Annotated in this window: 14 protein-coding genes and 1 tRNA gene; 7 read left to right on the top strand and 8 right to left on the bottom strand. The window is 59.9% G+C overall.

What is annotated here, in order from left to right; translation table 11 throughout:
- Nucleotides 1-122: 122 nt before the first annotated feature.
- A complete protein-coding gene (gene pcsA / locus EQW76_RS01545) occupies nucleotides 123-848 on the bottom strand; it encodes a phosphatidylcholine synthase (RefSeq protein WP_142822606.1) in 726 nt (241 codons plus the stop codon).
- A 202-nt stretch (nucleotides 849-1,050) separates the two neighbouring features.
- Here pcsA and EQW76_RS01540 point away from each other — a divergent pair, with 202 nt between their 5' ends.
- Nucleotides 1,051-2,262, top strand: coding sequence for a UbiH/UbiF family hydroxylase (locus EQW76_RS01540; RefSeq protein ID WP_142822604.1), 1,212 nt, complete (start codon nucleotides 1,051-1,053; stop codon nucleotides 2,260-2,262).
- On the opposite strand, the gene EQW76_RS01535 is transcribed toward EQW76_RS01540, so the two are convergent.
- Nucleotides 2,230-3,192: an AEC family transporter gene (locus tag EQW76_RS01535; protein WP_142822603.1), complete on the bottom strand. Its 963-nt coding sequence runs from the start codon at nucleotides 3,190-3,192 to the stop codon at nucleotides 2,230-2,232. The two genes, EQW76_RS01540 and EQW76_RS01535, sit on opposite strands and share 33 nt — an antisense overlap.
- Before the next feature lie 45 nt (nucleotides 3,193-3,237).
- Complete coding sequence (locus tag EQW76_RS01530) at nucleotides 3,238-3,990, bottom strand: cytochrome c biogenesis CcdA family protein (protein ID WP_142822601.1); 753 nt, start codon at nucleotides 3,988-3,990, stop codon at nucleotides 3,238-3,240.
- A 196-nt stretch (nucleotides 3,991-4,186) separates the two neighbouring features.
- On the opposite strand from EQW76_RS01530, the gene EQW76_RS01525 reads away from it, so the two are divergent.
- From EQW76_RS01525 to EQW76_RS01510, 4 genes are all read left to right on the top strand, one after another.
- Nucleotides 4,187-4,262, top strand: a tRNA-Lys gene (locus EQW76_RS01525).
- A gap of 38 nt (nucleotides 4,263-4,300) precedes the next feature.
- Nucleotides 4,301-4,510: a hypothetical protein gene (locus EQW76_RS01520; RefSeq protein WP_142822600.1), complete on the top strand. Its 210-nt coding sequence runs from the start codon at nucleotides 4,301-4,303 to the stop codon at nucleotides 4,508-4,510.
- 14 nt (nucleotides 4,511-4,524) lie between these two features.
- The gene (locus EQW76_RS01515) at nucleotides 4,525-4,779 is read left to right on the top strand and encodes a GlsB/YeaQ/YmgE family stress response membrane protein (RefSeq protein WP_111215590.1); all 255 of its coding nucleotides are present in this window, start codon (nucleotides 4,525-4,527) and stop codon (nucleotides 4,777-4,779) included.
- 32 nt (nucleotides 4,780-4,811) lie between these two features.
- The gene (locus EQW76_RS01510) at nucleotides 4,812-5,018 is read left to right on the top strand and encodes a hypothetical protein (RefSeq protein WP_142822598.1); all 207 of its coding nucleotides are present in this window, start codon (nucleotides 4,812-4,814) and stop codon (nucleotides 5,016-5,018) included.
- Nucleotides 5,019-5,101: 83 nt separating this feature from the next.
- Here the strand turns inward: EQW76_RS01510 and EQW76_RS01505 are convergent, their stop codons facing one another.
- The 5 genes from EQW76_RS01505 to cysG all read right to left on the bottom strand — a co-directional run bounded on the left by EQW76_RS01505 (nucleotide 5,102) and on the right by cysG (nucleotide 10,043).
- A complete protein-coding gene (locus tag EQW76_RS01505) occupies nucleotides 5,102-5,914 on the bottom strand; it encodes a ferredoxin--NADP reductase (RefSeq protein WP_142822596.1) in 813 nt (270 codons plus the stop codon).
- A 175-nt stretch (nucleotides 5,915-6,089) separates the two neighbouring features.
- Nucleotides 6,090-6,602, bottom strand: a complete 513-nt coding sequence (locus tag EQW76_RS01500; RefSeq protein WP_142822594.1) for a DUF934 domain-containing protein — start codon at nucleotides 6,600-6,602, stop codon at nucleotides 6,090-6,092.
- 9 nt (nucleotides 6,603-6,611) lie between these two features.
- A complete protein-coding gene (locus tag EQW76_RS01495; RefSeq protein ID WP_142822592.1) occupies nucleotides 6,612-8,282 on the bottom strand; it encodes a nitrite/sulfite reductase in 1,671 nt (556 codons plus the stop codon).
- A gap of 8 nt (nucleotides 8,283-8,290) precedes the next feature.
- Nucleotides 8,291-8,605 (bottom strand): DUF2849 domain-containing protein, encoded by a 315-nt coding sequence (locus EQW76_RS01490; protein WP_142822590.1) that lies wholly within the window; start codon nucleotides 8,603-8,605, stop codon nucleotides 8,291-8,293.
- Between the two features lies 1 nt (nucleotide 8,606).
- The gene (gene cysG, locus EQW76_RS01485) at nucleotides 8,607-10,043 is read right to left on the bottom strand and encodes a siroheme synthase CysG (RefSeq protein ID WP_142822589.1); all 1,437 of its coding nucleotides are present in this window, start codon (nucleotides 10,041-10,043) and stop codon (nucleotides 8,607-8,609) included.
- A 255-nt stretch (nucleotides 10,044-10,298) separates the two neighbouring features.
- On the opposite strand from cysG, the gene EQW76_RS01480 reads away from it, so the two are divergent.
- Nucleotides 10,299-10,883 (top strand): nucleoside deaminase, encoded by a 585-nt coding sequence (locus tag EQW76_RS01480; protein WP_142822587.1) that lies wholly within the window; start codon nucleotides 10,299-10,301, stop codon nucleotides 10,881-10,883.
- Between the two features lie 26 nt (nucleotides 10,884-10,909).
- The gene (gene mazG, locus EQW76_RS01475) at nucleotides 10,910-11,743 is read left to right on the top strand and encodes a nucleoside triphosphate pyrophosphohydrolase (protein WP_142822586.1); all 834 of its coding nucleotides are present in this window, start codon (nucleotides 10,910-10,912) and stop codon (nucleotides 11,741-11,743) included.
- The last annotated feature ends 6 nt before the right edge of the window (nucleotides 11,744-11,749 follow it).

Here is an 11,749-nt window from a genome sequence, read left to right as displayed (position 1 = left end):
TCTGTTCTCATGCAACCGCAAGCACGGGCCACGGCGACGTCTGGTTGATATTGATACCGACTTTGTTGCTTTGCACAACAGCAAATAATGGCTCGAAGCTCATCCTGTGGATGAACTTCCCGTCAGCGGCGACCGAGTGACGGGAAGAACTGCAGAACGGCACCGATGCAATAGAGATAGATGCCGCTCAGGATGAACAGGACGAGGGCCCACTGGGGCATGACGAAGTCCCTCAGCAGCGAATAGATGCCGAGCGCCGACCACAGCAGGAACACGAAGAGATTGAGCGGTCGCAGCCGCTTGACGCGCACCGGATGAAGAAAATTGATCGGCAGGAATGTCAGCACGACCGAGAAACTGACGATGACCATGGCGGTCGTCGCTCCGGGCTGGATGACGAAAAGCGTGAATATCACCATGTTCCAGACGACGGGGAAGCCGGAGAAGAAATACTCTTCCGTCTTCATGCCGGTGTCGGCGTAGTAGATCGCGCTCGAGACGACGATCATGCCGGCGGCGGCAAAGGAAAGCGGCTCGCCGATCATGCCGCTCTCGTAAAGCGCAAAGGCCGGCAGCAGGACATAGGTCACATAGTCGATGATGTTGTCGAGCGTATCGCCCGACCAGTTCGGCAGGACCTCCTTGACGCGCACCTTTCTGGCGATGGGACCGTCTATCCCGTCCACCAGCAGTGCCAGCCCGAGCCACCAGAACATCACCACGAAACGATGCTCGGCCGCCGCCACGACGCCGAGGAACGCCAGGAACGAGCCGGAGGCTGTCAGGATGTGGACGGAGAACGCACGGATCTCCGCATAAGGCACCCGCCTGTACTTAAAGATTTTCATGCGTCCCCGTATCGCCACCCTATCAGCCCGTCCCGGCAGGCATGTTTTGCCCAATATGCATCCTTTGTTCAACGCTGCCAGCGCAAAAGCACAATTTATAACCGTTGTGCCCGCCGATTTTCGCTGCCTGCGCCATTTCATCCCATGGATTTCGCCGGTGCGAGAGACTACCTCTGATGCCTGAAACAACAGGACGGGACCTATGGAGCAGATGGATATCACGATTGTCGGCGGTGGCCCTGCTGGCATGATTGCCGCCATTGCGCTTGGCCGCGGTGGCAGGCAAGTTGCCTTCGTCGCGCCGGCGCCGGCGAAAACCGATCGGCGCACCACGGCTTTGATGGACCAGTCGATTCGCTTTCTCGAGAGGCTGGGCGTGTGGCAGGAGATTGCACCGTCCACCGCTGCCTTGACGACCATGCAGATCATCGACGGCACCACCCGCCTCCTGCGCTCACCCACCGTCGCTTTCCATTCAGCCGAGATCGGCCTCGAGGCATTTGGGTACAACATGCCGAACTCGGTGCTGCTGGCCGCACTTGCCAAGGCCGTCAGTGAAGAACGCAACATCAGGTCCGTAGAGGCGACAGCCGCTGGCATCGACATCCGCGACGATTGTGTCATCGTGACGCTCGACACCGGTGAGACCGTGCGATCCGATTTCGTCGTCGGCGCCGATGGTCGGAGTTCGATGGTGAGAGACGCTGCCCACATCTCGGTAAAGACCTGGTCCTACCCGCAGTCTGCGATGGTGCTGAATTTCGAGCATTCCCTTCCCCATCGTAACGTCTCTACCGAATTCCACACCGAGAGCGGGCCATTCACGCAGGTGCCCCTTCCCGGCAACCGATCGAGCCTGGTCTGGGTCCAGAAGCCGGACGAGGCTGCGCGCAATGCAGCCAGGACGCCTGAAGATCTTAGCGTCCTCGTCGAGGAACGGATGCAGTCGCTGCTGGGCAAGGTGACGGTCGCGGACGGCGTGCAGGTGTGGCCACTTTCCGGGATGACCGCTGCGCATTTCGGCAAGGGTCGCGCGGCGCTGATCGGCGAAGCAGCCCATGTGTTCCCGCCCATCGGCGCGCAAGGCCTCAACCTCAGCCTGCGCGATATCATGGCGCTCACCGACATTCTTTGCGACAATCCGCAGGAGGCAATTTCACCGCTTTCAGGCGATCGCTTCGACCGCAAGCGGCGTGCCGATATCCTCAGCCGGACAGCAAGCGTCGATTTGCTCAACCGTTCTCTTCTGTCGGATTTCCTGCCGGTACAAGTGCTTCGAGCAGCGGGATTGCATGTGCTCGCCTCGCTGACGCCACTGCGCAACATCGTCATGCGCGAAGGCATCGAGCCCGGTAAAGGCTTGCGCTTTATCCCCACGTTCCTAATGGAAAAGCTGCGCCGGCAGGCTTCCTGAGCGGATCATATAGAGGATCGCCGACACCGTGACGATCGAGGCCGCCGTGCTGATAAGGATGGTCGCCGACGCACGCTCCTGCCAGACACCGTATTGCTGGCTCATGACGAAGACATTCGTGGCAGTCGGTAACGCGGCGAGCAGTACGGCGGAATAGATCCAGATCGGCTCTATGCCGCCGACCGCCTCCAGTGCCAGGTAGACGACAAGCGGGTGAAGAATGAGCTTGGCTGGCACGATGTAGCCGATCTCTGCCGGAATACGCCGCAGTGGCCGCAACGCAAGGGTGACCCCCATCGCAAACAGGGCGCAAGGCGCTGCAGCCTGCGCGAGATAGTCGACGAACCGGCGGAACGCCAATGGCTGATCTACAGCGGTTGCGGCAGCGACAAACCCGAGCGCCGTGGACAGGATGAAGGGGTGAAACAGGACCTTTCGCGCGACGTCGCAAGCAAGACGCGCCTTCGTCCTTTTGTCCTTTCCCTCGATTGCCATCAGCGCCGGTGCAACGATGAAATGTAGCGCATTCTCCAGGCAGACGATCAGCGCCACCGGCACTGCAGCCTTCTCGCCAAAGGCCAGCAGCGCCAGGGCCGGCCCCATATAGCCGATATTGCCATAGGCCCCGGCAAAGGCCTGCATCGTACTTTCCGGCAACGAGTTTCGTCGCACGAACCGCCCGACGATGAGCAGCAGGACAAAGATGGAATAGGTCGCCGCCAGATCGGTGCCGATGAAGCCCAGGCGCGTCAATTGCTCGATCGGCGTCTGCGACACCAATTTGAAGAAAAGCGCCGGCAGAGCAGCATAGACGATGAAGGTGTTGAGCCAGCCAAGAGCCTCGGCCGGCTGCTTCGTAATGCGCGCCGCGATCGCACCGATCAGGATCAGGCCGAAAAACGGTAAAAGCAGACCGACAATGTCAGCCATCAGGCATTTCCGATTCGAAAAGCAGGAGAATATTAGTTCGCCTTGCTACCCGATTTGCATGAGGATGGGAAAGGTCTGCTGGAACCAGATCGCGGCTTGACTGACGAAGCCGAACATGAAGGCCAGCCCGGTCAGCACCAGGAACGCCCCCATCACCTTTTCGACCAGGCCGAGATGACGGCGGAAGCGGGCTAGAAAGCCCATGAAGGCGCCCGAAAATCCGGCGGCAATCCAGAACGGCACGGCAAGGCCCAGCGAATAGACGGCCAACAGCCCTGCTCCGGCACCTACGGTTTCACGCGAGGCGGCAACTCCGAGGATAGCGCCCAGCACCGGGCCGATGCACGGCGTCCAGCCGAAGGCAAAGGCCAGACCCATGATATAGGCGCCGGTCCAGGTCGCAGGCTTGCCGCCTCCCTGGAACCGCGCCTCACGCGACAGCAGGCCGAACCGCAAGATGCCAAGGAAATTCAGCCCCATGACAATGATGATGAAACCGCCGACCTGGGCCAGCAGATCGAGATGCTGGCGCAGCATCAGGCCGATAGTCGAGGCCCCGGCACCGAGCGCCACGAAGACGGTGGAAAAACCCAGCGTGAAGAACAGCGCCGAAAGCAGCACGCCGCCGCGCACCTGCGATCGATCCGTGACCACTGCGTTACCGCCACGAAACTGCTCCACCGAGATACCCGCCATGTAGCAGAGGTAAGGCGGCACCAGCGGCAGGACGCAAGGCGACAGGAAGGACAACGCACCGGCCAGCAGAGCACTGAGCAGCGAAATATCGGCAATCGACACGAAACACTCCAGATCCAGCGAGATCGCCTACCTATCGCCGGCATTCCGCCAAAGCCAATCACCTTTTGAGGAAGGCAGAAGAAAACCGGTTTGTGCGACGAAAAAGCACGATTTTCCGGGTTGACCGCATCGGGACGTCTGCCTATGTTCCGCGCACTTCCGGCAGGGTCGTTTCAGAGACCCAAGGCCAACGGTGGGGCGGGTAGCTCAGCTGGTAGAGCATTCGACTTTTAATCGAATGGTCATGGGTTCGAGTCCCATCCCGCCCACCACTTCAATATTTTTCCATTCCCGAGACATAGCAAATCGCTTGATCGCCGAGGCAGGTGACGAAGCGATCTCCCGATCCAAATTGATCACCTCAATATCGATTGCCAAGTCTACCAAACAAAGCGTTGACCGCATCGGCGTTTGCGCTGCAGCAAATATCTTCGGCTACCGAGTTGAATTGGCGCATTTAATTCACGCCGCTCGTGGAACAAATCTGCGTGAAGTGCATTTTACGTGGGATTTTACTTAACCGGAGAGAATATTATGCAAGACGCACAAATTGGTTGGATCGCAGCAATTGTTATCGGTGGCCTCGCAGGCTGGCTGGCCGAAATGTTCATGAAAAGCAACACCGGCATCATCATGAACATCATTCTCGGTATCGTCGGCGCTATCGTCGCCAACTTTATCCTCGGCGCACTTCACATCAGCCTCGGCACCGGCTGGATTGCATACCTGATCGCTGGCTTCATCGGCGCCTGCATCCTGATCGCCGTCGGACGTCTTATTCGCCGCTAACCTGACGCACTTCGTTTTGTGGGGAGAACGAAATGACGGAAATATCGATCGCTTCAACCAACCGCAAAGTCAGCCGGGGTCGTCCTTACAGCGTCGGCGAGTTTGCGGAGAAATACAGTCTCGAAGCAGAAGAGGCTGAGCGCCTCTTCACCAAGTTCGGTCCTTCTTCGACAGAACTAGACCTGCTCATGGCGGCCAAGAGACGGCCGCCGGCAACCGATACGACGGTAGATCGCTAAGGGATTGAACGTATAGCGTTTTGCGTCCTAGAAAGGGCCGTGTGTTCGTCGCACGGCCCTTTTGCTGTGCGGTTAGGCCACGATCACCCGACGAATGCCCGTTCGATGACGAACTCGCCCGGCTTGTTGTTGGCGCCTTCGTCGAGACCGGCCTTCTCCAGGATTTCCTTCGTCTCTTTCAGCATCTCTGAAGACCCGCAAATCATTCCGCGGTCGATGGCGGGATCGATGGGCGGGACGCCAAGATCGGTGAACAGCTTGCCGGAGGAGATGAGATCCGTGATCCGGCCGCGATACTCGAAATCCTCGCGTGTAACAGTCGCATAGTGGCGAAGCTTCGACCCGACGATCTCGCTCAGCAACTCGTCGTGCTGGATCTCGTGGACGAGATCGAATCCATATTTCAGCTCGGAGATTTCGCGGCAGGTGTGCGTCAGGATGACTTCGTCGAACTTCTCGTAGGTCTCTGGGTCGCGGATAAGGCTGGCGAACGGCGCGATGCCGGTACCGGTGGAAAACATATAGAGGCGTTTTCCGGGGGTGAGCGCATCAAGCACCAGCGTACCCGTGGGCTTCTTGCGCATGAGCACCTGATCGCCAGGCTTGATGCCCTGCAGGTGCGACGTCAGGGGACCGTCCGGTACCTTGATGGAGAAGAATTCGAGTTCGTCGGCCCAGGCCGGGCTGGCGATCGAATAGGCGCGGTAAATCGGCTTGCCGTCGACCATCAGACCGATCATCGCGAACTCGCCCGAGCGAAAGCGGAAACCTTGCGGTCTCGTCATAGTGAAGCGGAAAAGGCGATCGGTATAGTGGGTGACACTCAAAACCGTCTCGGCGAAAACGCCGGCGGGTACGGTCGATGCAAACTCATCTGTCGTCGTGGGGGCGTTCATGCGATTTCAGATCCCATAATGCGTGTGCGACTTCTATCGATCGCAGGCTGATATTCCACAATGCCCGCAATTTGAAGGCATGCCGTTCCGCAATGCAGCGAGGAGCGGAAATATGCACCTACTAGTCAAGTTTCAAGCCTGCAGGACACCGCGATGCGGTCAAGCGCAACCAGTATCAGGCCGTCTTCGGCGAGATCCGGCGCCAGCTGTAACCCTGCCCTGCCTCTGCCGGCTGGGCCGTCGGCTGGTAGTGGTACTGGATCCCGGGCAGCCTATTTTCCGAAAGGCGCTTCAAGGCCGTCGCATTGGTCACGGAAAAGCTGTCGAAACCGCAGCGCAGCATCAGCGGCACCTGGTCGATCAGCACGTCTCCCATGGCGCGAACCTCGCCGGCGTAGCCGAGCCTCTGGCGAAGCAGCGAGGCCTGGCTGAACCCACGACCATCGTTGAAAGCCGGAAACGATACGGCGACGATGGCAAGACGATCGAGATAGGGCTCCAGCCGCAGGACGTCGTCGGCAGGCTTCAACAGCACGCCGAGACCGACGTCATTGCTTTCCTCGGCGCGTGCCACCAACGTGTCGATGTCGAGCAGCCGGGTCTGGCTTTCCGTTGCTTGGACTTCTTCGGTTTCGGCGACCCAAGGATCGTTGTCGACAAAACCGGTCTCTCTCCAGATACGTGTCATGGCCATCCCCTATGCCGCTTCCGCTGCCGAGCCGTAGAGCGCTTCCTTGAAGGGCTGCGGCCCGACACGCCTGTAGGCGGCGAGGAAAATCTCGGACGGATCCAGCCTCAGACCGAGATAGGTATTGACCAGCGTCTCGATGGCATCGGTCACCTTGTCCGGATCGAAACCGCGACCGATGATTTCTCCGATGGATGTGTTTTCGTCGCCGGAGCCGCCGAGCGTGATCTGGTAAAGCTCCGCGCCCTTCTTCTCGACGCCGAGCAGGCCGATGTGACCGACATGATGATGGCCGCAGGCGTTGATGCAACCGGAAATCTTGATCTTCAATTCACCGATTTCCGCCTGACGCTTGAACGAGCCGAAGCGCGTGGAGATTTCCTGCGCCAGCGGGATCGAACGGGCATTGGCCAGCGCGCAGTAGTCCAGCCCGGGACAGGCAATAATATCGGTGATCAACCCGGCATTGGCCGTTTCGAGACCGGTGCCCTGCAGTCGGCGATAGACCGATTCCAGATCCGCCAGTGCCACGTGCGGCAGAATGAGGTTCTGCTCATGGCTGACGCGGATCTCGTCGAAGGCGAATTCCTCGGCGATGTCGGCGACGATTTCCATCTGCGCATCGGTCGCATCGCCCGGTATGCCGCCGATCGGCTTCAGGGAGATCGTCACCATGCCATAGTCGGGGTTCTTGTGCGGCTGGACGTTTTGCTGGACCCAGCGGGCAAAATCCGGATCGGCCTTCTTCCAACGCGCCAGGCTTTCCCAGCCTTCGGGACGCTCCGGCATGTCAGGCAGTGCGAAATAGGATGTTATTGCCTGGACGTCGGCCTCCGGCAATCTCAGTTCCGTGTCCTTCAGCTGCGCGAACTCGACCTCCACCTGGCGGGCGAGCTCCTCGGCACCGGTCTCGTGCACCAGGATCTTGATGCGCGCCTTATACTTGTTGTCGCGGCGGCCGTGCAGATTGTACACGCGCATGATAGCCGTCGTGTAGGACAGCAGATCCTCTTCCGGCAGGAATTCGCGGATCAGCTTGGCGATCATCGGCGTGCGACCCTGGCCACCGCCGACATAGACGGCAAAACCGATCTCACCCTTGTCGTTCTTCTTCAGGTGCAGGCCGATGTCGTGCACCTGGATGGCGGCACGGTCGCGCTCGGCGCCGGTGACGGCAATCTTGAACTTGCGCGGCAGCAGCGAGAATTCCGGATGAACGGACGACCACTGGCGCAGGATTTCGGCATAGGGGCGCGGATCGGCAACTTCGTCGGCCGCGGCGCCGGCAAAATGGTCTGCGGTGACGTTGCGAATACAGTTGCCAGATGTCTGGATGGCATGCATCTCGACCTTCGACAGGTCGTCGAGAACCGCCGGCATGTCGGAAAGCTTCGGCCAGTTGAACTGCAGGTTCTGGCGCGTGGTGAAGTGGCCGTAACCGCGGTCATAGGTGCGCGCCACATGCGCCAGCATACGCATCTGCTTGGAGCTAAGCGTGCCGTAGGGAATGGCGATGCGCAGCATGTACGCGTGGAGCTGCAGATATACGCCGTTCATCAGGCGCAGCGGCTTGAAGGCATCCTCGGACAGTTCGCCGGAGAGCCGGCGCTCGACCTGATCGCGAAACTGGGCGACGCGTTCGGCGACAAAGGCATGGTCAAATTCGTCGTAGCGATACATCGTCTTCCTCAGGCATCAATGAATTTGGGATCGGCGACCGGATAGCCCGGTGCGTATTCCATGGTCGGGCCCTCGGCGCGGATGCGCTCGCGAAGACGCAACGGCCACAGGACACCGTCCGTTTCTTGAACGTCGATGAGATTGACGTCAACGACCTTGTTATCCGCATAGGACTGTTTGCCAATCGCCTCGAGGGCAGCCACAGCCTCGGCATGGCGCGCGACAAGCGCTTCCTGCAAAGACGTGGCCCACTGGCCGTTGGCGTCAAGCCAGACGGAAATGCCGTCCGTCAGGCGGTTAGCGGTCAGGACCTTGTCTGCCATCTCAGTTCCTTGCACGTTCTTGAGCCACGGACTGCTGGTGCACCAGCGGCTCGGAGTGATCGAAATTGGCGCCCGCCACGGCTTCGCCGATGATGACCATGACCGGACCGGTGAGTTCGTCGCGGAACTCCAGATCCGGAAGATCCTTCAGCGTGCCGTGCAACAGGCGGCGATCGGCACGGCTGGCGTTCTCAATGACGGCGACCGTCGTCTCCGCCGGAAGTCCGGCTTCCATCAGCCGGCCGGCGACCGAGGCGGCCACGGTACGTCCCATGTAGACGGCGATAGTGGCGCCCGATATCGCCAGGCTTGCCCAATCCGGCAAGGCGTCGCCGGTAAGGTCGTGGCCTGTCGTGAAAACCAGCGACGAGGCGACGCCGCGCAATGTCAGCGGCAGCTGGAAATCCGCGGCCGCAGCGAGCGCAGAGGTAATGCCGGGAACAATTTCATAGGATATGCCAGCTGCCCGAAGTGCGGCCATTTCCTCGGCAGCACGCCCGTAGATCAGCGGATCGCCCGATTTCAGGCGCACGACCCGCTTGCCATCGCGGCCGAGCTGTACCAGCAGGTCGTTGATTTCGGCTTGCGACTTCGAATGGCAGCCCTTGCGCTTGCCCACCGACAGGCGCTCGGCATCGCGGCGGCCCATGTCGACGATGGCCTGCGGAACAAGTGCGTCATAGACCAGCACGTCGGCTTCCATCATCACCCGCTGGGCTCGCAGCGTCAGCAGGTCTTCGGCACCGGGTCCTGCGCCAACCAGCCAGACGTGCCCCTCTGCACGCCCGGATTGTGCGAGCAGCCCGTCTGCAACATGCTGTGCCTGCGTGACATCGCCGGTGACCATGGCATCGGCGACGCCGCCTGAAAAGAAGCGCCGCCAGAAGATGCGGCGTGCCACACCCTTCGGTATGCGTTCCTCCACAGCCTTGCGATAGCTGATCGCCAGTTGCGCAAGCCGGCCGAGAGATGGAGAGAGCAATTGATCGACCTGGGCACGGACCATCTGCGCCAGCACCGGACCCGCACCTTCCGTGCCTATAGCAACGGCAAGCGGAGCGCGATTGACGATGGCCGGCGTATAGAAGTCGCATTGATCCGGCTGATCGACGGCGTTGACCACAATTCGGGCCGCGCGCGCAGCTTCCGCGATGTGCCTGTCGAGCGCGCCGTCGCCGGTGGCCGCAAAGACGAGCACGGCCCCCTCCATCAATTCTGGCGAAAAGGGCTTCCGATGGGTTTCGATGCCGTTCGATTCGAGAAAGGCGGCGTAGTCATCTGCCGGATCGTCGGCATAGGCGACGATCTTGGCACGGGTGTTCGATAGAAGCCTCGCCTTGGCGAAAGCCTCGTCACCGTTGCCGAATACGGCTGCAATCCGTCCTTCCACGCGCATGAAAGCCGGAAACACTGAAAGCTGCTCATTCCAGGAAAGCATTATCAATCCACTTCGAGAGTGCCCGAATATGGCTCTTGTCAGCGGGAAATTGAAGAAACAGAAATTCCAATAGCGGAAGCCCTGCGTATTCTTTTACCAGACAAGCACCGCCTTGGAGTAAAACTCACCGGCCACCCTGACCAGATCGGCGATTTTTATTCTCTGTGACAAAGAATGTCCATTCGCCATTTTCGCTTTCATCCGGGGGTTTTGTGCGGCTAAGGTCAGGAAACCTCGTCCAAGGAGATCCCCCGCGTGCCATCAAATATCGTCGCCCGTCTCCTCGATGTCATCGAGCAGAGCATCCTTCCCCTGACGGAAAAAGGCGTTGCCGACGGCAACAAGGTCTTTGGCGCGGCCATCCTGCGCAAGTCTGACCTATCGCTCGTCGTTGCCGCCACCAACAACGAGATGGAAAACCCGCTCTGGCACGGCGAGGTGCACACGCTAAAGCGGTTCTACGAGATGGGCGAAACGCCCGATACCAAGGAGCTGATCTTCCTGTCGACTCACGAACCCTGCAGCATGTGCATGTCGGCAATCACCTGGGCGGGGTTCGACAATTTCTACTATTTCTTCAGCCACGAGGATTCGCGCGATGCCTTCGCCATTCCCCACGACCTAAAAATCCTGAGCGAAGTTTTCGGTCTCGAGCCCGGCGGTTACCGCAAACAGAACGCCTTCTGGAAATCCTTCGCCATCGCCGACCTCGTCGCCATCGAAGCGGAGCCAGCCAAGGCGGCGCTCGAGGCACAGACAGCGCGGATCAAAGCCGTCTACGATCAACTTTCGGACAGCTATCAGGCGACGAAAGACGACAACGCCATTCCCCTCAACTGACGACCGAAAGTGACCGAGACATCGTGATGGAAGCTTCCAAGGACATTTCGCGCCTGATCGAGATCATGGCAGCACTGCGCGATCCGCAAACTGGCTGCCCCTGGGATATCGTCCAGACGTTCGAAAGCATCAAGCCCTATACCATCGAAGAGGCCTACGAAGTGTCGGACGCAATCGAGCGCAACGACATGGACGATCTCTGCGACGAGCTCGGCGACCTCCTGCTGCAAGTGGTGTTTCACGCCCGCATGGCGGAAGAAGCCGGTGAGTTTTCGTTCGGCGACGTGGTCGAAGCCATCACGGCCAAGATGGTGCGGCGCCATCCGCATGTCTTTGCCGTGTCCGACGCGTCCACGCCCGGCGCCGTAAAGCTGCAGTGGGATCAGATTAAGACTGAGGAAAAGCGGCTCCGGGCAGAACGGCGCGCCAAGCGCGGATCGAAGGCCGATCCGGACGCCGGCTATCTCGGTTCGGTGCAGCGCAGCTTTCCGGCACTGACGGAAGCCCTCAAGCTGCAGGAGCGCTCCGCCAAGGTCGGCTTCGACTGGTCCACGGCAGAACCTATCCTCGACAAGATCGAGGAGGAAATTGCTGAATTGCGAGAGGCGCTGAAAGAGGGCGATCAGGCCAAGGTCCGCGACGAGCTGGGCGATCTCATCTTTGCCGTCGTCAATGTCGGTCGGCATGTCGATGCCGATCCGGAGCAGGCGCTGCGCGGCACAAACGCGAAATTCCGCCGCCGCTTCGGCCATATCGAGCGCACGCTTCAGGCAGAAGGCGAAACGCTGGAAGCAGCGACCCTGGAGAGAATGGAAGAACTCTGGGAAGCCGCGAAGGCAATCGAGCGGCAGCTGACTTGAGCTGCC

Origin of the sequence: Rhizobium sp. rho-13.1, assembly GCF_007000305.1 — a bacterium.
In the GTDB taxonomy this organism is placed as follows: domain Bacteria; phylum Pseudomonadota; class Alphaproteobacteria; order Rhizobiales; family Rhizobiaceae; genus Rhizobium; species Rhizobium rhododendri.
Note: the sequence above shows the minus strand (reverse complement) of the source record. Positions and strands in the feature narration are given on the sequence as shown.